The sequence below is a fragment of the Paenibacillus anseongensis genome (assembly GCF_009757995.1).
Taxonomy (GTDB): Bacteria; Bacillota; Bacilli; order Paenibacillales; family NBRC-103111; genus Paenibacillus_E; species Paenibacillus_E chondroitinus.
This window is the reverse complement of record NZ_WSEM01000006.1, coordinates 226577-247569: the sequence shown is the minus strand read 5'-3', so window position 1 is coordinate 247569 and position 20993 is coordinate 226577. Positions and strand designations below refer to the sequence as shown.

Genomic DNA, 20993 nt, shown 5'->3' with positions numbered 1-20993 from the left:
ACTGTTCCGAAGGTCATTTCAGACTTTCAGAGACAGTCCCTTTGATTTAGAAAAACTTCACGAGCTGATCTTTGATCTCCTCATTCGAACCGCCAACAACCGTTTGGAATTGCGGTTTGTCGAATAGAGCTTGAATTTGCTGCGGGTAGGTTTGCTCAATACCGCGCAAACGGATCGATTCATCGAATTTTGCCGGATGAGCGGTGGAAAGGGCTACCGTCACTTCGCTGTCCGCTGCGATACGGTCGGCAGCAGCGACACCACACGCTGTATGTGGATCAAGCAGATAACCATACTCCTTGTAATAGGAGCTAATTGTATCCAAACATTCTTCGTTCTGTACACCGTACGCAGCGAAATCCGCTTGCACCGCTTGCAGTTTGTCGGCAGGAATTACAATGCGGCCTTCCGCTTTGAACTGCGCCATCAGGGTGGTCACGGCTTCTGCATCCTCGCCGTATAGGTAGAACAGGTAGCGCTCGAAGTTGCTGGCTACTTGAATGTCCATGGAAGGGCTGTGCGTGCCGCGGAAAGCTCCCGGTTGGTACACGCCTTCCTTCACGAAACGCTCAAGGATGTTGTTTTCATTCGTCGCAAGAATGAGCTTATGAATAGGAAGGCCCATCTTCTGAGCGAGATAACCAGCGAAAATATCGCCAAAGTTGCCAGTCGGCACGCTAAAGTTAACTTTAGCTCCTGTGTCGCCAGCTGTAACTTGGAAGTACGCATAGAAGTAGTAGACCGTTTGCGCTAAAATGCGGGCAATGTTGATGGAATTAATTGCGCGCAAGTGGTAGCGATGCTTGAATTCAACGTCGGCAAACAGCTCTTTGATAATGCGTTGGCAGTCGTCGAAAGTACCCTCAACGGACAGATTCAGCACATTTTCGCTATCCACCGTCGTCATTTGCAACTCTTGCACGCGGCTTACCTTCTGGTGCGGGTGAAGAATACAAATGCGGATGCCTTCTTTGCCGCGCACACCTTCAATCGCAGAAGCTCCGGTATCACCGGAAGTTGCGCCGAGGATGTGAATGATCGAGTTCGTCTTGCGGGAGACATACCCGTACAGATTGCCCAGGAATTGCAGCGCGATGTCTTTGAAAGCAAACGTTGGACCGTGGAACAATTCCAGCACATAAGTGTCATCGTTCAGGCGTTTAACAGGCGTGACAGCTTCATCACGGAACGTGCCGTAGCTGTCCTCAACGAGCTGTTTAAGCTCTGCGCGCGGGATTTCGTTTTCAATAAATAGGGAGAAAATTTCAAGAGCCAGCTCCGAGTAGGAGAGGTTTTGCCACTTCTGGAGCGTGTCTGCGGATAGTTGCGGGATCGTTTTGGGAACAAGCAAACCACCGTCGTTCGCCAATCCCATCAGGATGGCATCGATAAAACCGAGGGGTTCTACTTTTCCGCGTGTGCTAATGTATTCCATATTAGTCCCCTTATTCGAATGAATTTTCAGTTATTGTATCAAAAAACGAATCATTTGGACAGTGCGATCCGCCACGTTAAACAAAGAAACCTCCCATTAGGATGGAAGATTTCAGCTTTTTACAAAAATATTATTCTTCTTTATCTTCAATAACGATTTTCCAGGCAGTACCGATAGGCGGCAGGCTCTTCGTCAAGGCAGGTCCGTAGAATGCAATGACATTCGCGCCTTTCACTAGCTTCGATGTCGCAACTTTGCTCCCGTTCTTGTCTACGATGGCCGTATCTTTCGTCAAATTCAGCACGATTTCGCTTGGCGAAGTTTCTGTTAAGCCCTCACCTTTCACGCGGATTCGCAGATCATCCTTATTTTCGCTGCGCACTTCTTCAATTCTACCCGCCGTTCCCAGCAGATCCTTTTGTATTTTTGCATCCAGAACCGTTACTTTGGACGTTGGCGTTTGCGGCGGCAGACTCATCGTCATCACCATGGAATGTTCAGCCAAAACGGTTAAGCCTACGTGCAAATCGGCAAGACTAAGTTTAGTGCCGTCAGCCATTTGAAAGACCGTATCTTTGTCGACGTTAAGAACAAGGCCGTCTGTGCCAACACCTTGTATGTGGATCAATGCATGATCGCCGTCCATGCGAATGGAAGTGATGACGCCTGTCGCTTGCAATTGTTTGGCTTCTTCCTTCATAGAGAATGAGACGGTGTGGTTACCATTCATCAAAGCTGTAGCATATGTATCGCTAGGCGCACCGTAAGCTATGCCCGCAGTGATCATGGCAGATAACGACAGAATGGCAAAACTTTTTTTCATAACAGGATGCATGGAGTGACTCCCTTTCAAGATGTAAAGTTGTCCTTAGTTTGCCCATCTTACATAAAAAATTTCCAAAATGTTGCAGGAACAGGAAAGTTTGATTAAATCGAACTTCCTCATGGACTTCACTCGAGCGAAACTATAGAATCAATTTATGTGTGTACAATGGAAAGAGGTGGAATTCTTGTCTTTTATCATCAAGCTTCAATGGTTTTTCAAAGAAAGATGGAAATATTATGCGCTGGCGATCGGTCTATTGATCGGAGTGAATTTACTGACGACTATCCCGCCTAAAATGATAGGAAATACAATTGACCATATCCGCAGCGGGAATTTGTCCGCTACTGCGCTCAACCATACGGTCCTTTTGCTGATAGGACTTGCTGTGCTGCTATACATAATGGCGTATGTGTGGATCACAACGTTATTCGGCAACTCGGCTTTGGTTGAAAAGGTGCTTCGCGGCCGTTTGCTTGCGCATTTGTCGAAAATGACGCCGGCGTTCTTTCAACGCAACAGCACAGGCCAGTTAATGGCGCTGGCAACGAATGACGTACTGGCGATCGGTCAAACTTCGGGGTATGGAGTAATGACGTTGGTGTCCACGATAGTAGGGGCATCGGTTGTTATTGTCATGATGGTTTCCCTCATCTCTTTTAAATTGATGATTGCGGCGCTGATTCCGCTGCCTTTTCTAGCTTTTGTGATCAGTAAATTGGGTCAAAAGGTGAGAGTGCGTTTCCTCGCGGCACAAGCTTCCTTCGGCAAAATGAACGATCATGCATTGGAATCGATATCAGGCATTCGCGTAATTCGATCGTATGTACAGGAAGATCATGATCTTAAAGCCTTTGATCAAGTCACATCCGAAGTGATGAATAAGAACAAGCGTGTGTCGATGCTCAATGCGCTTTTTCAACCGTTGACTTCCCTCATTGTAGGCTTGAGTTATTCCATTGGGATCGGATATGGTTCCTATCTGGTGTTTCATCATGAGATTTCACTGGGACAGCTCGTTTCGTTCAACATTTATCTGGGGATGCTGATTTGGCCGATGATTTCCTTCGGCGAGTTTATCAACGTCTTGCAGCGCGGCAGCGCCTCCGCTGACCGACTGGATACGGCTCTGACACAGAAGGCTGATATCGTAGACGTGGATCATCCGGTAGCGGTTAGTGTGCCTAATCGGATCGAAATGAAGGATCTCAGCTTTACTTATCCCACTGCGAATCACCCAAGCCTGGCGCATGTGTCTTTCGAGCTGGAGCGGGGGCAAACCTTAGGCATTGTAGGCCGTACGGGAAGCGGCAAAAGCACGCTGCTCAAGCAGCTGCTGCGGCAGTACCCTATCCCTCCTGAGAAGCTGCTGATCTCCGATGTACCGATTGAGCAGATCGCGATTGATCGGGTTAAAAGTTGGGTTGCCTATGTTCCGCAGGAGCATTTGCTGCTATCCAAATCGATCCGCGACAACATCGCGCTCGGCAAACATGACGCTCCCGCGGATGAGATCGCTAGAGCGGTGGAGATGGCCTCTTTTACTCAGGATATTGAGCAAATGCCGGAAGGTCTTGCTACCATCGTCGGTGAGAACGGCGTCATGCTGTCCGGTGGGCAGAAGCAGCGCTTGGCCATTGCCAGAGCCCTGCTCATCGATTCCGAGATCCTTCTGCTGGATGACTCGTTATCCGCGGTGGATGCTCGGACGGAAAGCCGTATCCTGCAAAACATCCGCAAGGAGCGGGCAGGTAAAACGACATTCATCTCGACCCATCGTTTATCCGCGGTAAGCCATGCGAATTGGATTCTCGTTCTGGACGAGGGACGGATTATTGAAGAAGGAACACACGAACAGCTGATGCAGTTTGGCGGTTGGTACCGGGAACAGTGGGACCGTCAGCAGATGGAAGCAAGTTTAGATGAATAATGGCAGAAGGGAGGGGAACACGATGAATCAACCATCAACGGCAAGAAGGCTCGTCTCGTACGCGCTTGTCTATAAATTCAGGATTATCGGTGCGCTGCTCATTTTATGCTGTGCGGTAAGCGCCGAACTTGCAGGACCCTACATTACAAAAACAATCATCGACCAGCATCTTTCCGTAGATACAAGTCAGATGTCCTCTGTGCTGAAACTGATTGGTCTCTATATGGGGCTGCTTTTAGTAGCAAGTATTTGCAACTATTCTCAGGCTTATTTATTCCAGTCCACGGCGCTTCAAATCATCAAAAACATGCGTATGGACTTAATGCAGCACATCCAGCGCATCGCACTGCGTTATTTCGACAACACGCCAATCGGTCAGGTGGTGTCGAGAATTGCCAACGATACGGAGGCGATACGCGACTTATTCATGAGCTTCATGGCGACGTTTGTCGTCAGTACGATGCAGCTTATCGGGATTTTCGTCGCCTTGTTTATTTTGGATTGGCACTTGGCTGTCTATTGTTTGGTGCTGCCTCCAATTTTCGCTCTCATTATGAAGATTCACTTGAAATATTCCAAAGTGTTCATCACCATCATGCGTGCAAGGCTTAGTGACATGAACGCAATGATTAATGAATCGATCGTCGTCATGCCGATTATTCAGGCTTTTCGCCGCGAGAAGGTGACGTTGGACGAATTTGAAGTATTGAATCAGGACCGTTATGTGAACCAATTAAAGCAGTTTCGCGTTTTTTCCTTGTCCTCCCGCAACATTGTAGGTACTATTGGGAGCTTGGTGACGGCCATGGTCATTTGGTATTTTGGCCGGGAATCTCTGCAAGCGGCTATTTCCTTTGGGGTGTTTTATGCGTTTATCGATTATCTGGGGCGTATTTTCCAACCGATTATCGGAATTTTCGATCAGCTGACGAATGCGCAAAGGGCTTTTGTATCCGCAGATAAAGTGTTCGCAATCATGGATATGGAAGGTCAGGACGTTGAGAAAACAGATAAGGTGAGCCGTCCGGAAGGAATCGTGAAGTTTGATCAAGTGACCTTTGCCTACAAAGAAGGGGAAAATGTGCTGAAGCAGATTTCCTTCGAGGCACGCAAAGGGGAAACGATCGCTCTCGTAGGCCATACAGGCTCAGGCAAAAGCTCGATTATGAACCTGCTGCTTGGTTTTTATGAACCCAATGAAGGCAGTATCACTATAGATGGGCGTGACATCCGGTCGATGTCCAAGCAGGCGCTGCGGAAACATATGGGCATCGTGCTGCAGGATCCATTCTTATTTGCAGGGGATATTAAGTTTAATGTAAGCCTCTATAATGAGGAGATTTCGATCGATCGTGTAAAAAGCGCACTGAAAGATGTCGGCGCAGCACCCTTCATCGAGCAGCTGCCTCATGGCTATGATGAGCAGGTTGTGGAGCGGGGCAGCACGTTGTCCTCTGGGCAGCGGCAGCTTATCTCCTTCGCGCGAGCGCTCGCCTTCGATCCGTCCATCCTCATATTGGACGAAGCGACAGCGAGCATCGACAGCGAGACCGAAGGGCTGATCCAGCAGGCGCTGAAGGTTGTCAGCGAAGGACGCACGACACTCGTCATCGCGCACAGGCTGTCCACGATCCGCGATGCGGATCAGATTCTTGTGCTGCACCGCGGGGAGATCGCGGAGCGCGGCAATCACGACGAGTTAATGGCGCTGAATGGCCGGTACGCGAAGATGTACCAGCTGCAGAAGGGCGAGTCGGCTGTGGTGGGTTAGGTTTGGTGGCATAAGGCATACTCAGGCATAAGCCCCCTCTTTCTTAGGAAGAGGGGTGTATGCAGGATAGGGTCGCCAAAGTGGTGTAGCTTGGAGCTAACGGACTGAGGCGCCCCTATTTTTTCGTTTTAGGGCTAAAATAGAATGTAACGGACACAGAAGTCGTTAATTGTCTTTTTTGAACGGTAACAGACGCTAAAATCGATAGATAACGGCTCCTCAGTCCGTTAGATTTACAATATAGAAGCTAATTTAGAAGAATAGCAGCATCGGAGTCCGTTAGAGTAAGGTGAGCCGTCCATCAAACAACAAATTTTAAAAACAGGTGTTGACATTTATCTTAAATTAAAGTATCTTTAAATCAAGACATCAAACACAAACGAAAACAACAACGAAATGAGGTGAACCTAATGAGCGAAATGCGAAATGATTCCTTGGATCTCTACATCGCACTTTCCAGAGCAAGTGAATGGGTTAATGCACACGGCGACCGCGACATCCGCAAGCATGGATTAAACCGGACTGAATTCGGCGTACTGGAGCTTCTTTATCACAAAGGGGCACAGCCTATCCAACAAATCGGCTCCAAAGTGCTGATGAGCAGTGGAAATATCACCTACGTGGTCGATAAGCTGGAGAAGAAGGAGTTTGTTGTCCGCCGGACATCCACGGAAGACCGAAGACTTGTTTTTGCGGAAATTACGGTGAAAGGCAAGCAATTTATTGAAGAAGTTTTTCCTCAGCATATTGAAGTGATTGAGAGCGCGGTGGCTGGTCTTACTGCCGAAGAGAAAAGGGTCGCTAGTCAATTGTTAAAAAAGCTCGGCAAGTTCGCCCAAGACGGTTTCAAATAGAGAAGTAGTTTGACCTCTAGACGGAGGAATAACTACTTTACCTTTTACCTAATATCTTAAATTAAAGATTCTTAAATTTGAAATGGAGATGATCGTGATGAGTATCGCATTAGGATTGCTGCTGATTCGCTTAGTAGTGGGGCTCAGTTTCATGGCCCATGGCTCTCAGAAATTATTTGGCTGGTTCGGGGGCTACGGTCCGAAAGGAACGGGCGGTTGGATGGAGTCCATTGGCATTAAGCCTGGCGTCGCGATGGCGGTTCTGGCTGGTCTGATGGAGTTTGCAGGCGGATTATTGTTCGCAGCGGGCTTGGGCACTGTGTTCGCTTCCTTGCTGATTGCATTGACGATGGTGATGGCCATTGCTAAAGTGCATGGCAAAAACGGTTACTGGAACACAACAGGCGGTTACGAGTACAATTTACTGCTGCTTGTAGTTGTTATAGGTGTAGCACTAACTGGTGCGGGCGCCTACTCCATTGATGCATTATTATTCTAAGATTCTTTCTAGACAGGGCAGGACATAACTAAAACTAACTATTAAACTAATAAAGAGGAGTGTTTTCAAATGACAAAACAACAAACTGCAGGTATTCACCATATAACAGCTTTCGTTCAAAGCGCACAAGGAACTGTAGATTTCTACGCGGGTATTCTGGGATTACGTCTGGTCAAAAAAACAATCAACTTCGACGCACCTGAAGTGTACCATCTCTACTTCGGTGATGAGCACGGTAGTCCAGGAACAATCATCACATTCTTCCCTTGGGCCGGTTCCCGCAAAGGGCGTATCGGTGGGGGCCAAGTAGGTATCACAACATATGCAGTCCCTACAGGTAGTCTTGCCTTCTGGGAAGCACGTCTGAACCAATTCGGCGTATCCTTTGAGAAAACAGAAAGATTCCATGAGACCTATCTGCAATTCGAAGATCACGACGGCTTGAAATTGGAAATCGTTGAGCGTGAGCAAGGAGCTCCTAGCACGTGGTCATTTGGCGGCGTTCCTGCGGACAAAGCGATCAAAGGCTTTGGCGGCGCTATCCTTTACAGTACGGCTCCGGACAAAACATCGCAGCTGCTTGAGCAGGTTATGGGGCTTGAGAAAGTTGGGCAAGAAGGTGCTTACGCTCGATTCAAATCCTTTGGCGACATTGGAAATATCATCGACATTCTTGTGAATCCAATGCCATATGGAGCAGGCGGAGCGGGTACGGTCCACCACATCGCATGGCGGGCAAAAGATGATGCTGAGCATGAACTTTGGAGAAATCATGTGCAGAACAGTGGGTACCACCCTACGCCGATTGTAGACCGTCAATATTTTAACGCGATCTACTTCCGTGAAGAAGGCGGCATTCTGTTCGAAATCGCGACAGATCCTCCAGGTTTCGCAAGAGACGAAGCTCCTGAGGCGCTTGGTAAGAAAATCATGCTTCCGGAATGGTTCGAAGCGAACCGTGCTCAAATCGAGCGCAACCTGCCGCCGATCGCGGTGCGTGAATTGGAGGGGAACGGACAATGAGACATATTTTCCAACAAGGAACAGACGTAACGGCTCCGGTGCTCGTGCTCTTGCACGGGACCGGCGGCACCGAGCGCGATCTTCTGCCGCTGGCTCAAGCTATCTCCCCGGCGTCATCCGTATTAAGCATCAGAGGCAATGTGCTTGAGAATGGGATGCCGCGGTTCTTCCGCCGACTCGCGGAAGGTATCTTCGATGAGGAGGATCTCATCTTCCGTACGAAAGAGCTGAACGACTTCTTGGATGAAGCTGCCGTAGAGCACGGCTTTGACCGCCGAAATGTGGTGGCCATCGGCTACTCCAACGGTGCCAATATTGCGGGCAGTCTGTTGTTCCACTACCCGGATGCGCTCCGTGGCGCGATCCTGCATCATCCGATGGTGCCGCGACGCGGCATTCAGCTTCCGGATTTGACCGACACCCCTATCTTTATCGGGGCGGGCCGCAATGATCCGATCTGCTCGCCGGAAGAGACCGAGGAGCTGCAAAAGCTGCTAGGTGAGGCGGGGGCCGAAATCGAAGTCCATTGGGAAAATGCCGGGCATCAATTGACTCGTTCGGAAGTTGATGCAGCGGGAACTTGGTTTAAGGCGAATTTAACTTAAATAATTAAGAAAAGGGGTGATGTCTGTGATCGCCATCGACCCTTCGAATCAGACCGAACGGGAGAATTACAAGCTGCTGATTGGCAGCATTATTCCCAGACCGATCGCTTTTGTTACGACTGTCTCGACAGAGAACGTCCTTAATGCCGCACCGTTCAGTTACTTCACGATTGTAACGGCGGACCCGCCGATGATCGCTGTGTCGGTGCAACGGCGACAGGGCGAACGCAAAGATACATCACGTAATGCCATCGCCAAAGGGGAGTTCGTTGTTCATATCTCTGACGAGTCATATGTCAATGAGATCAATCAAACGGCCGCTGCACTGCCGTCTGATGAAAGCGAAGTGGTGTTAGCTGGCCTGACACCTGTTCCAAGTGTGAAGATAGCTGTGCCGGGCATCGTGGAAGCAAGCATTCGGATGGAGTGTGTTCTTGAGCGAGCCATCCCGCTTGGGGGGACGGAAGACGCTCCTTCTGCGGATTTGCTGATCGGCCGCGTGGTTCATTTTCACATCGCCAATGAATTATACGACAAGGGCCATATTGATGCTCAGAAATTGAGACCTGTTAGCCGGCTGGCCGGCAACTCCTATGCGAAATTGGGAGAGCAATTTGAGATTGAGCGTCCTGTTTGACGCATGGGACGAGAAAAGCCATTTGTACCCGCTGGTTGATGGGGGCAGATGGCTTTTTTCTATTCATTTTATGCACCGGAAACCCGATAAATTTAGTATACTTACTAGAGTTACGCAGGGCGGAGGAATGATAGTGAAACGGAAAAATGGGAATAAGCTGCGTTGGATTGGCGCAGTTCTAATGGTCGCGTTGCTGGCTAACTTTTACCAGCCTGCAGCTTATGCATCTACAACAGTGGAACAAGTGATAACAGGTCCGGCTTCGTCCATTTATGGAGAGTCGGTGCCATTGACTTCGGTTGTGGCGGATCGTGCAGCGAACGGTTCTACCCCAACTGGGAACGTAACGTTCTACGATGGGAGCACACTGATCGGGGGACCGCTGGAGCTTGTTGCTTCAGAGCCGGAGGTTGTTACTAAGAATGCTGGGCTTGCTCCGGTGCAGTCTGGCAAAAAATTGACTTGTTCGGACTGTCCTGTGATTCAATGGGGTGGGCTGAATTACTGGGCGTATAGCGATAACAATAACAATTTCTATGTGTATTTGAATGCCTTTGATGCGAATAACAATCTGGTAAAGTCCTGGGAGTTATCGGGGAATCGTTACGTGACAGCAATCACAGTAAATAAAGTGGAAAAAACAGTTACACTTGTCGGTCAAGATAATGTACTCACGACACGAACTTGGGGAGAGCTTGAAAACTTCAACGCTTACACGGCCATGTCTTTTTCCGGTCTAGCCGTCGGTGAACATACGATAACAGCTAATTATTCAAGCAGTGACGGTATACATGGTTCAAAGACGTCTAGCTTTGTACATACGGTGTCTAAGATTCAAACCAATACGACGCTAAGCTCGAATGCCGGATTCATTTACGTCGGCGAGCCGATCACTTTCACGGCGACAGTCACCAACACAGACGGCAGTCCGGTTTTGCCGGGAGGGACGGTTACTTTTAAAGAAGGCAGCAATGTCCTGGGCACCGTGAGTGTCAATGGAAGTGGCGTTGCCAGCTTCACAACGTCGTCGTTGCCGGTTAGCGGGTACTCGGTTACGGCTACTTATGACGGAGATGGTCAGCACCTCGACAGTACGTCAAGCAGTTTGTCGCAATCCGTGCTAGGGATACCGACCGTAGTGATGGTTGGCGCCAGTCCGGGAAGTACAACTTACGGGAATTCGGTAACGTTAACGGCTACCGTGACGAATGGCCAGGCAAGCATTTTTTCACCAACGGGTACCGTGACGTTTAAGGACGGTTCGACAGTGCTTGGCACAGCGACGTTGAATTCGGGAACGGCAACCTGGACGGCCTCCAATTTGGACGTGGGAACCCATTCGATTACAGCGAATTACGGAGGAAGTCTTACCCATACTGCGAATAGTTCAAGCTCCACGCCAGTGACGATTAATCTGATTCCTACGTCTTCCACTTTGACGGTTACAGGAGCGACGGACGCGGCTTCCACCTACGGGACTCCATTGAAGTTAACGGCAACCGTGTCGAATACGAATGGCAGCTCGGTTACGCCAGCTGGTACCGTAACATTCAAAGATGGTGCAACCACTTTGGGTACCGCCACACTTAATGCAGGAACGGCTGATTGGACGTTGCCAAATCTCGTCTCAGCAGGATCCTACTCGTTTAAAGCGGAGTACGGCGGAGATGCCACCCATGCGGTTAGTCTAGCAACTGCAATTGGGCATACCGTTAACAAAGCAAGCACATCAACAACCCTGTCGTCATCAGGTGGGATTTCAGTTGGTGAAACGACGACTTTAACAGCACAGGTCATTAATTCAAGTAATCCTAATATTAAACCTACAGGTACAGTTACATTCAAAAATAACGGTGAAAGTTTACAAGTGCCGATCTCACTAGACAGCAACGGCACCGCGGTGCTTACCACTCATGATCTGCCGGTTGGCGATCTCGTTATTACGGCGGAATATAGCGGTGATAGCAATCATGTCACGAGTGTTTCACAGTCAATCACCCAGCCGGTATCCAAAGCGCCGGTTACGGTTCACCTATCTATGACACCGCAATCGGGGGATAGCGTCTACGGGCACAAGGTTAGCGTAACCGTGCAGGTAGCTAATGCAGGCAGTGGAGGTTCTGTTCCTACGGGGACGGTCATACTTTCAGGTACAGGTGGCTTCAGCAATTGGCCAGGGGCTATGACGTTGACGGACGGGACAGCAACTTGGGAGACCGAGCAGCTTGCCGTTGGCACACATACCGTACTCGCCAGCTACTTGGGGGATGACGAGCACCTTGACGGGGTGTCAACGAGCAGCAGCTTGCAGATCAAGCCGATCCCTGTTACCGTCATGGTTACCGCTTCAGTAACGGAGGCTGTTTATTACGGAAGTCCAATTACATTTACCGCTCACGTGACGAATACGAATGGAGAACCGCAAATCCCTGGCGGCCATATTGTTTTTAGCGGCGGCAATTTACTAGGCACACCAATAGATCTTGACGCTACAGGGACTGCTACAATGACATCAGCAGCGCTGCTGCCGGGAACATACAACATACAAGCTACGTACGTTCCTGATTTGGTGCACGAGGAGCGGATTTCAGCCCCGATCACCCAAATCATCAAACCCAATACACAGGGGACCGTACTCATTTTGAATCATCCGAGTGGCATTTTTCAGTTTGGGGAACCTATTCAATTCTCCGTTTCTGTAGGGAACTTGATCGGTGACCTGAATCAACCCGGCTACATTTCATTGAGAGAAAACGGCACTGAACGAGCGAGGGTAACGACGGATGTGTACGGGAACGCCGAAATTAACTTAACAGGCGTGAGCTCTGGTACACACCAATTCACAGCGCTGTACGAAAGAAGCGGCATCACGGACGGCACGGAGTCCCAAGCGGTGACTGTTGTTGTGCAGCCTGCTTTGGCGCAGCTGGTGCTCACGAGTGATGACTATGGCAAAATGCTTCCAACGTCCACGTCGTGGACCGCAGCTGTTGTTCATGGCGGTAGCCCGGCATTCACCTTTCACGCAGCTTCTTCGGAAGAGGGCACTAGCACCTCGCTGAAGCGAATGGATCCGCAGAGCGGCGAGCTGGGCGCAGCCATCGCAGTGGCGAACGGCCAGAGTGAACCTGTTACTTTCGTGGAAGGACTGAACCGATTCCAAGTCAAAGTAGTGAGCTTGGACGGTACAGTTTCGACCGAACGTATCGTGTCCCTCTTTTATCAAAAAGGGGAGAAGCTTTGGGATATCACCAATGTTCTCGCCGTGACGCCATTGCGCTACGATATGGATGGCAATAGAACGTTCGATAAAGCGGACGTCATCGCGTTATTGAAATTAATTGAGCCGGTTACCGCGGAATCGCAGCGGCCATAACAGAAAAGGCATACCCTCAGTAGTAACTACTGGTGGGTATGCCTTTTGTTGTTCTCCAGACTGCTGGAGGGAACTGGAGTCCGCGATTTGAGGGTCAGGTTTGACCTGCGAACCTACGAGTTACCCGGCTAGTTTTTGCCCATCTGGGGTTGCGCTCGCGCGCTTCTCTTTCCGCTCCAACCCATAGCTGACGAAGCCGATCAGCAGTCCCAGCACAGGCAGCAAAGCGCCTGCCCAAGGGAGATAGGTCAGCCCCATATGAGTGATGACCCACCCGCCGATAAAGGCGCCGCTGGCATTGCCGAGATTATTCGCCGAATGGTTCGAAGTGGAAGCAAGCATAGGCGCGTCCTTCGCCATCGTCATAATGCGCAGCTGCAACCCCGGAAGAATGCCGAAAGCAGCCGCTCCCCAGACGAAAATGGTGATAACAGCAGCAACGGGTAGATGAACCGTGATATTAAAAATAATAAGAATGAGGGCCAAAGCCGCGTAATTACCCAGCAATGCCGGCATGAGCTTCCAGTCGGCAAGCTTGCCACCAATGATATTGCCGAAGGTGACGCCAAAGCCGAAAAGAACGAGAATCCACGCAACACGATGCTCCGAGAAGCCAGTTACTTGTTCCAGCAGCGGTGTGATATACGTGAAAACGGTGAACAAGCTCCCGCTGCCCAGCGCACCCATGAGCAGCATCAACAGCAGCTTAGGCTGCGTTAAAGCACGGAATTGCTGTAGAATACCCGCGCTTTTCTCCTGTTGCACACGCGGGATTAAGAATATAATGCCGATGAGCGAGACAATGCCCATCAGTACAATCGCACCGAACGAGGCACGCCAGCCGAGCTGCTGCCCGATGAAAGTACCAAATGGAACGCCCATAATATTGGCGATCGTAAGACCAGCCATCATAATGGAGATGGCCGCCGCCCGTCGATCCGGGCGAACCAGATGCACGGCGATAACGCCGCCTACGCCGAAGAACGTCCCGTGCGCTAGCGCTGTCACAATACGAGCGCCCATCAAGATGGCGTAGTTGGGTGCGATGACGCTGATGGCATTGCCTAAAATGAACACACCCATTAACAGGCATAACAACAGCTTTTGCGGCAGTTTGTTCGTGAACAAAGCGAGAATCGGAGCACCGATCGCTACACCCATGGCATAGCTTGTGATGAGCTGGCCGGCTTGTGAGATGGTGACATGCAAGTCTTCCGCAACATTGGGCAAAAGGCCCATAATCACAAACTCCGTCATGCCTATAGCAAAGGCGCCAGCGGTTAAAGAAAGCAGGGAAATCGGAAACCGCCCTTTGGGGGCATTGCTTCCTTGTACGGCTTGATGACTCATTTTTCTGTCCAACCTCTCCGGTAAAGTCTAGTCTTTCTATCTCTCTCTCATGTTGCGCCATAGTGCCAAACAGGTCAAGATAATAGTCAAAAAAGTCAAAATAACAGGCTAACGAATGGTCTCTAATTCTTTATAATGAAAGATATGTAGCATGTAAATGGTAAGTTGCAGGAAGTCTGCTCGGACGGAAGGCTAGCCGCCTTCACATGACATGGGAAAGTGGGTCGAATTACGATGAGTGTATCTGTAGACAACTTGAACTTGGAAAATGTAAAAGCAGCCCTGCTAGCTGCGTCGAATACCCCTTCACAGCTGTTGTTTCAGGATGAAACGCCTTTGCAAGTAAAGACGCGCTTACTGCATGGCAAGGAAAGCAAACAGTTGATCCAGGAGATTCGAGAAGAAGGGGACAAGCTTCTGCAGGAAACGATGCCGGCATTGACGTATTCCTTGTTTCGTTTATTCTCCACAACTGGATCTCGAAGGGAATATGAGCTTGTGTATTTCCGCCGTCGCAACCGATTGACGACATTTGGTTTATTAGCTTGGTTAGATGGGGCGGACAGCCCCTATTTGGATGCGCTTTCTGATACAATTTCGTCCATTTTGGATGAGTATACATGGTGTTTGCCTGCGCATATTTTGCATGGGCCGGAAATGAGGTCCGCCGAAGAGGCGCAATATGCGGCGGAAGGGCTTATGAACCACTCCGTGGAGTCGTTCACCATTGACCTCTTCGCGGCAGAGACCGCCTTCGCGCTCAGCGAAATCAGCGCGCTGCTAGGCGACGCGCTGCCGCAACTTCTTCGCGTACGCATTCGCGAAGAAGTGCTGCGCCGCATTCTGCGGCCCTTTGTGACGCAGTCTCCCAGCCACTGGGAGACTGCAACTCACAACTGGGCCTCTGTCTGCGGAGGCTCCATTGCTGCTGCAGCGATTTACACGCTGCAGGACGAGGACGAGCTCGCAGCTGTGCTGGAGCGAGCTTTTCCCGCGCTCGCTTCGTACCTCAGCGGCTTCGAAGAAGACGGAGCATGTACCGAAGGGTACATGTATTGGCAGTACGGCTTCGGCTACTTCACCTATGCCGCTGATTTGATCTTGCGGCGTACTGCCGGCGCCGTCAATTGGTTCCAGGCGGACAAGGTGCGGCAGGTAGCCTTGTTCCAGCAAAAAAGCTTCCTCCACGGGAGGAAGGTTGTGAATTTCTCCGACTCGCAAGGGGAGGCGGGGATTTTTATGGGATTAAGCGGCTACCTGAAGCAGCTTTATCCGGAAATTGAGCATCCCGAGCTGTCGCTGCGTGCAGGTTTCCGTGATGATCATTGCAGCAGATGGGCGCCTGCGTTAAGGAATTTGCTCTGGTCTTTAGAGGACATCGAGGAAAGCGCTTGGCGAACGGCGGCTTACTATTTGCCGGATGCCCAGTGGCTGGTGTCCAGACAGCTTCAAGAGCAGGGCGCTTATGTTTTCGCGGCCAAAGGCGGACATAATAATGAACCGCATAATCATAATGACATCGGACATTTCATCCTCTATGCGCAAGGCGAAACGTTGCTTCCGGATCTGGGGAGCGGGCAATATTCGCGGAAATATTTTGGTCCGGAGCGTTATGAAATTTTGTGCAACGGCTCGCAGAGCCACTCTGTACCGATCATTGACGGCTTGTATCAACAGGCTGGGGCGGAGCATCGGGCAGAGGTGTTGGAGTATAGCAGCAGTGAGGAGCAGGATGATTTCGCATTAGAAATATCCAGCGCCTATGACACAGAGAAGCTTAATGAACTTGTACGTCGATTCACTTGGCACAAAACAGAGCCGCCAACACTAGAGGTGACGGATAGCTACGAATTTGCACAAGCCCCAACAACAGTTGTGGAGCGGTTCGTGGCATGGCATCGCCCGCAGCAAGCGGAGGATGGGCGGATTTTAGTAGCGGCATCGGCAGAAGCTCGGGTTTTTGTTTCTTATGATATGGACCTGTTTGATTGGGAGGTAGTGGTGCTGGATCATGTGAATCATTTTGACCAGCCTGAGATATGCTATGCGCTTGATTTCAAGTTGAAGCCGGGTGTGTTGACCGATTCAAACCTAAATATTTATGCAGCGTTTAGATTTGCCTTTCAATAAAATTAACTTAGGATGTGATCAATATGAGTACTTCGAGTACTTCACTAGATTGGGTTCAGGAAGCTTGGGACAAGACGGTTCACAAAGTAGCAAAGACAAGCCAAAGAATCGGAGACCGCTTCCCGCATGCCAGCGTGAAGGGCGAATACCAACTGGAGCCTGCGTCTTGGTGGACGGCCGGCTTCTGGCCGGGACTGCTGTGGCTGTTGTACCGCGACACGCAAGACGAGCAGCTGAAGCTGCTGGCTGAGTCCTGTGAGGGGCAACTCGATCAAGTGATCGCGGATTATTACCGCTTAGATCATGATATCGGCTTCATGTGGACGCTGACGAGCGTTGCGCGCTACAAGCTGTTAGGCGCGGAGGACTCCAAGCGCCGCGGCTTGCTCGCGGCGAATTTGCTCGCTGCACGCTTCAACGTGCAGGGCAACTACATCCGCGCGTGGAACCCGTGGCACGAGGGCGAAGACAATGCCGGCTGGGCCATCATCGATTGCATGATGAACCTGCCGCTGCTGCACTGGGCCTCCCGGACGACCGGAGACCCGCGGTACTCGCACATCGCCGTGCGGCATGCCGATATGGCGTTAGAGCACTTCATTCGCCCGGATGGTTCTGTGAACCATATCGTGGTCTTCGATCCGCACACGGGCGAGAAGCTCGAAGTGAAAGGCGGGCAGGGCTTCGCCCCTGACTCCGGCTGGTCTCGCGGCACAGCGTGGGCGATTTACGGCATGGCGCTGAGTCATCTCCATACGGGAGATGTACGGTATCTGGATGCCGCCAAGCGCGCAGCGCACTTTTTCATAGCCAACTTGCCGGAGGATCATGTGCCGCATTGGGATTTCCGTTTGCCGGAGGGCATAACGGCTTATCGCGATACGTCGGCAGGCGCTTGTGCGGCTTGCGGCTTGCTTTTGATTGCGGAGCAGGTTAGCGGTGGGCAAGAGAGCAGCCTGTACCGCCAAGCGGGCGAGCGCATCCTACACTCTCTCTACACGAACTACGGCGCGTGGGACTCGGAGACGGAGGAAGGACTGATCCTTCATGGCACGAGCCATTATCCAGAGGGCAAGAATGTGGATGTGCCGCTGATTTACGGCGATTATTACTTTGTGGAAGGTCTATCCCGGCTATTAGGGCACGGAGAGTTGTTCTGGTAGGAATTTGAATAAGCTGTCTGAGGTCAGAGATGACTTTGGGCAGCTTTTTATTTTTGAGTCATACATATATAGACACGTCATATATCAGTATGATATATTAACAATCGAAATATCAAATATGAGCTTTTGTGGAGGAGATCTCACCTTGAACAGTCAGGACGTCATTTTAGGTACATTAATGGATCGTTCGTTAACTGGTTATGAAATAAAACAACTATTCGAAACGTTATATTCCTATTTCTATAGCTCGAGTTACGGAACGATTTATCCCATGCTTCACCGAATGGAGAAAGATGAGTTGCTGACGAAGGAAAGCATTTTGCAGGATGGGAAGCCGAACAAAAATGTTTACACCATCACAGAGAAAGGGAAGAAACAGTTCAACGAATACCTGAACAGCCCAATTGAAGCGGAGAATGTGAAATCGGATTTCCTGATGAGGCTGTTTTTTGGCGAATTTGTGGGTAATAGCAAGGTCATCGAATGGTTGGAAAAAGCGCAGATCCAAATCATGGGACAGTTAGATCAACTTAAGGACTTGTGTGTGTTGTACAAGGATAAGATGCATCCTTCGCAAGTCATCTGCATTCAAATTGGCATGAAAAATTATGAAGCTAAGCTCGAGATGATTACGGAAGGTCTGATTCGGCTTAGAAATTTAGAGCATGAAGAGAGGGATTAACATGAACGGTTCAGGTTCAAATAAAAAGCTCATTATTTTGGCCATGGCGTTAGGCTTATTGATGTCATCTTTGGATAATACAATTGTGGCTTCCTGCATCAGTAAGCTAAGTGAGGATTTCAACGTGTTTGATAAAATCAGCTGGGTATTTACCGCGTATATGCTGGCGGCGACGAGTACCATGCTAGTGTTTGGAAAAATGTCGGATTTATTCGGCAGAAAAATGTTTTACCTGATCGGGATCGGCCTGTTTCTGGTTGGTTCAGCCTTATGCGGGATGGCGCAAAGCGTGGATCAGCTCATTTTGTTCAGAGTCATTCAGGGGATCGGTTCTGGCGCGCTCTTGCCCATTAGTTTCACGATTATCTATACAATCTTTAACGATCCGAAGGATGCTGCTAAAATGTCAGGTGTTTTCGGGGCGATTTTCGGTCTTTCTTCCGTTGCGGGTCCGCAGTTGGGGAGCTTTATTGCCGAGCATCTAGGTTGGAGATGGAATTTCTATATCAACGTGCCGATCGGCTTGGCTTCTATGCTCGTTCTGATCATTGCCTTGAAAGAGACGCGTTCGGAACGCAAACCGAAAATTGATTATCTTGGCACCTTATTTCTCATTATCACAACTGTTTCTCTCATGCTGGCGCTGGAATGGGGCGGAAAAGATTACGCTTGGAGCTCGTGGCAGGAAATTGGCCTGTTCGCTGTGTCGGTGGTTTTTGCCGTATTCTTTATTCTGGTTGAAAAGCGGGCTGCTGAGCCGGTCCTTCCACTCACCATTTTTAAGAACAAAATGGTGCTAGGAACCAGCATCATCGTCTTCTGCCAAGGTGTGCTTATGTTTTCGGCTATCACCTATCTTCCTATTTTTAGCGTTGCTGTGCTAGGTCACACCAACTCTAATGGCGTGCTTACGCCAATGATGGCCTCTCTTATTTGCGGTGCTGTTCTTTTCGGCTTCTTGCAGTCCAAATTCGCCTTTCGTCCGCTGCTGCTCGTTAGTATGACGATGACGATTGTTGTTGCATTGCTGCTAACTAAAGTAGGCCCGACCGCCTCTAGCGGGTATATGATTGCTCTTATGATTCTGCTTGGAATTGGTGCAGTCGGACCATTAATGAGCGTTGCACAAAGTGCGATCGCCGCCAATGTCGACCCTAAATACATGGGAGTCAGCTCTTCCATCGTTGGCTTCTGGCGCAGCATTGGCGGAATCATGGGTGCGTCGATTATGTCCACCATTGTCAACAATAACTTGGGCCACCTGATAGCAAATGGTGCGGCCAAAGCAGGCATTCCCGCTGACAGAATCAGCACCCTGGCGAATCCAGAGCTGCTGATGCACGCTGGCGGAACGATTCCGCCTGAAATCCGTCAGTTCCTGCAAGGTGCGTTGGCAACCGCAATTAATCACGGCTTCATCCTCAGCATTTGCGTAGGTATCATCGGCTTCATTACCGCAATGTTTGTAGGCTCAAGCAGACTTGAATCCACGAAGAAGAGGCAGGAAGCTAGTCCTGTTCATGTGTAAAAGGCGTCCCTCAAGGTGAGGGATAAGTCATAAAGCTGTCAGCTTGGAGCAGAAACTTTGCTTGGGCTGGCGGTTTTTTTTTGCATTGGTTAACACTTGGTGTGAGGTGAGGAGGAGGTGTGGATTGGTGAGTAGAGTAGGTAATGGGGCTGATTGGTGAGTGGTGAGTGTGTTAAGTAATAAGTGATAAATAGTAGGAGGTAAGTAGTAAGTGTAATAAGTAGTAGATAGTGAGTAGTGAGTGGTGGGAAATGAGAAATGAGAAATGAGCAATGAGAAGTGAGTAGTGAGTAGTGTGCACTGAGCAATGAGAAGTGAGAAGTGAGAAGTGAGAAGTGAATAATGAAAAGTAGATAGGAAGTAGGGAGTAGTAAGTAATAAGTAATAAGGGGTAAGTGGAATGTGTTAAGGAGCAAGTGTTAAGTAGTAGATAGTGAGTAGTGAGCACTGAGCAATGAGAAGTGAGATGCGAGAAGCGAGAAGTGAATAATGAAAAGTAGATAGGAAGTAGGGAGTAGTAAGTAATAAGGGGTAAAGTGGAATGTGTTAAGGAGCATGTGATAAGTAGTAAATAGCGAATAGTAAGGAGTGGTGAGTAAGCAATAAGCTGTAAGCAGTAAATGTAAAGCAGAAAGCAGCAAGTGTTAAGTGAAATAGTAGGGTGTGACTAGAGAGTGGTGAAGCAGAGTGGAAAGTTTTGGAGTTTCGCCTCGTTGGATGAAATCCAACGAAAGGGTGATTTAACTGGTCAAAAAGCACCTTTCATTGGATGAAATCCAACCTAGTGTTCGATTTTGGGCTAATTTAGCAGGGTTTGAAGGTACCTCATTGGAATTCATCCAATGAAAAGTGGGATTTGCCCCAATAAATGCAGGTTTCATTGGAAATCGTCCAATGGAACGGAGAAGAGGGGCACTCAAGAACGGGATCAGCCCCCAATTGAGGAGGCCAGCGTCAGTCCTCGTTGCACTTTCTGCAATATAAATGAGGTGTATGCCATGTAAACGCGCTCTTCATTGTAGAAAATACAATGATTTGACCGCAAAAGCCCCAAAACAGCTTGTTTTAGCTGAAATTGTTGTACTTAGTACAACATAGAGAAGGGCAGAGGCCAATTGGGGCCCATTTTGTTGCACAAAGTACAACATAGGGGGGAGCAGGGAGTTGCCAGAGCGCATCTTGTTGCA

General features: G+C 49.5%; 15 protein-coding genes. 12 read left to right on the top strand and 3 right to left on the bottom strand.

Annotated features, from left to right (window positions below; genetic code table 11):
• Positions 1 to 46: 46 nt before the first annotated feature.
• Both thrC and GON05_RS06780 read right to left on the bottom strand, forming a co-directional pair.
• Positions 47 to 1435, bottom strand: a complete 1389-nt coding sequence (gene thrC, locus GON05_RS06785; protein ID WP_157318413.1) for a threonine synthase — start codon at positions 1433 to 1435, stop codon at positions 47 to 49.
• A 130-nt stretch (positions 1436 to 1565) separates the two neighbouring features.
• Entirely contained in the window at positions 1566 to 2258 is a 693-nt protein-coding gene (locus GON05_RS06780) for a hypothetical protein (RefSeq protein ID WP_157318412.1), read from the bottom strand.
• 157 nt (positions 2259 to 2415) lie between these two features.
• Between GON05_RS06780 and GON05_RS06775 the strand changes: the two genes are divergently transcribed.
• The 8 genes from GON05_RS06775 to GON05_RS06740 all read left to right on the top strand — a co-directional run bounded on the left by GON05_RS06775 (position 2416) and on the right by GON05_RS06740 (position 12953).
• Positions 2416 to 4188 (top strand): ABC transporter ATP-binding protein, encoded by a 1773-nt coding sequence (locus tag GON05_RS06775; RefSeq protein WP_181646521.1) that lies wholly within the window; start codon positions 2416 to 2418, stop codon positions 4186 to 4188.
• Between the two features lie 22 nt (positions 4189 to 4210).
• On the top strand, positions 4211 to 5959 hold the full coding sequence (locus GON05_RS06770) for an ABC transporter ATP-binding protein (protein ID WP_127453951.1): 1749 nt from the start codon (positions 4211 to 4213) through the stop codon (positions 5957 to 5959).
• Positions 5960 to 6369: 410 nt separating this feature from the next.
• Entirely contained in the window at positions 6370 to 6813 is a 444-nt protein-coding gene (locus GON05_RS06765; protein WP_157318410.1) for a MarR family winged helix-turn-helix transcriptional regulator, read from the top strand.
• Between the two features lie 97 nt (positions 6814 to 6910).
• On the top strand, positions 6911 to 7312 hold the full coding sequence (locus tag GON05_RS06760) for a DoxX family protein (protein ID WP_157318409.1): 402 nt from the start codon (positions 6911 to 6913) through the stop codon (positions 7310 to 7312).
• A gap of 69 nt (positions 7313 to 7381) precedes the next feature.
• On the top strand, positions 7382 to 8335 hold the full coding sequence (locus tag GON05_RS06755; protein WP_157318408.1) for a ring-cleaving dioxygenase: 954 nt from the start codon (positions 7382 to 7384) through the stop codon (positions 8333 to 8335).
• Positions 8332 to 8940 (top strand): alpha/beta hydrolase, encoded by a 609-nt coding sequence (locus GON05_RS06750; protein WP_157318407.1) that lies wholly within the window; start codon positions 8332 to 8334, stop codon positions 8938 to 8940. The genes GON05_RS06755 and GON05_RS06750 overlap by 4 nt, the downstream gene beginning before the upstream one ends.
• A 25-nt stretch (positions 8941 to 8965) precedes the next feature.
• Positions 8966 to 9577 carry a flavin reductase family protein gene (locus GON05_RS06745; protein WP_181646520.1) on the top strand — a complete coding sequence of 204 codons (612 nt, stop codon included), beginning with the start codon at positions 8966 to 8968 and terminating at the stop codon, positions 9575 to 9577.
• Between the two features lie 133 nt (positions 9578 to 9710).
• Positions 9711 to 12953 (top strand): Ig-like domain-containing protein, encoded by a 3243-nt coding sequence (locus GON05_RS06740; RefSeq protein ID WP_181646519.1) that lies wholly within the window; start codon positions 9711 to 9713, stop codon positions 12951 to 12953.
• Between the two features lie 120 nt (positions 12954 to 13073).
• On the opposite strand, the gene GON05_RS06735 is transcribed toward GON05_RS06740, so the two are convergent.
• Entirely contained in the window at positions 13074 to 14303 is a 1230-nt protein-coding gene (locus GON05_RS06735) for an MFS transporter (protein ID WP_157318404.1), read from the bottom strand.
• 219 nt (positions 14304 to 14522) lie between these two features.
• On the opposite strand from GON05_RS06735, the gene GON05_RS39875 reads away from it, so the two are divergent.
• The 4 genes from GON05_RS39875 to GON05_RS06715 all read left to right on the top strand — a co-directional run bounded on the left by GON05_RS39875 (position 14523) and on the right by GON05_RS06715 (position 19806).
• A complete protein-coding gene (locus GON05_RS39875) occupies positions 14523 to 16433 on the top strand; it encodes a heparinase II/III domain-containing protein (protein ID WP_185157193.1) in 1911 nt (636 codons plus the stop codon).
• 23 nt (positions 16434 to 16456) lie between these two features.
• Complete coding sequence (locus tag GON05_RS06725) at positions 16457 to 17596, top strand: glycoside hydrolase family 88 protein (protein ID WP_157318402.1); 1140 nt, start codon at positions 16457 to 16459, stop codon at positions 17594 to 17596.
• A 145-nt stretch (positions 17597 to 17741) separates the two neighbouring features.
• Positions 17742 to 18278 carry a PadR family transcriptional regulator gene (locus GON05_RS06720; RefSeq protein WP_157318401.1) on the top strand — a complete coding sequence of 179 codons (537 nt, stop codon included), beginning with the start codon at positions 17742 to 17744 and terminating at the stop codon, positions 18276 to 18278.
• Position 18279: 1 nt separating this feature from the next.
• Positions 18280 to 19806 (top strand): DHA2 family efflux MFS transporter permease subunit, encoded by a 1527-nt coding sequence (locus GON05_RS06715; protein WP_157318480.1) that lies wholly within the window; start codon positions 18280 to 18282, stop codon positions 19804 to 19806.
• Positions 19807 to 20993 lie beyond the last annotated feature (1187 nt).

Bases quoted from the DNA above. Each gene is read 5' to 3' on its own strand.
- GON05_RS06765 (WP_157318410.1), top strand. From the start codon at position 6,370: ATGAGCGAAATGCGAAATGATTCCTTGGATCTCTACATCGCACTTTCC.
- GON05_RS06775 (WP_181646521.1), top strand. From the start codon at position 2,416: ATGTGTGTACAATGGAAAGAGGTGGAATTCTTGTCTTTTATCATCAAG.
- GON05_RS06750 (WP_157318407.1), top strand. From the start codon at position 8,332: ATGAGACATATTTTCCAACAAGGAACAGACGTAACGGCTCCGGTGCTC.
- GON05_RS06780 (WP_157318412.1), bottom strand. From the start codon at position 2,258: ATGAAAAAAAGTTTTGCCATTCTGTCGTTATCTGCCATGATCACTGCG.
- GON05_RS06770 (WP_127453951.1), top strand. From the start codon at position 4,211: ATGAATCAACCATCAACGGCAAGAAGGCTCGTCTCGTACGCGCTTGTC.
- GON05_RS06715 (WP_157318480.1), top strand. From the start codon at position 18,280: ATGAACGGTTCAGGTTCAAATAAAAAGCTCATTATTTTGGCCATGGCG.
- GON05_RS06755 (WP_157318408.1), top strand. From the start codon at position 7,382: ATGACAAAACAACAAACTGCAGGTATTCACCATATAACAGCTTTCGTT.
- GON05_RS06725 (WP_157318402.1), top strand. From the start codon at position 16,457: ATGAGTACTTCGAGTACTTCACTAGATTGGGTTCAGGAAGCTTGGGAC.
- GON05_RS06760 (WP_157318409.1), top strand. From the start codon at position 6,911: ATGAGTATCGCATTAGGATTGCTGCTGATTCGCTTAGTAGTGGGGCTC.
- GON05_RS06735 (WP_157318404.1), bottom strand. From the start codon at position 14,303: ATGAGTCATCAAGCCGTACAAGGAAGCAATGCCCCCAAAGGGCGGTTT.
- thrC (WP_157318413.1), bottom strand. From the start codon at position 1,435: ATGGAATACATTAGCACACGCGGAAAAGTAGAACCCCTCGGTTTTATC.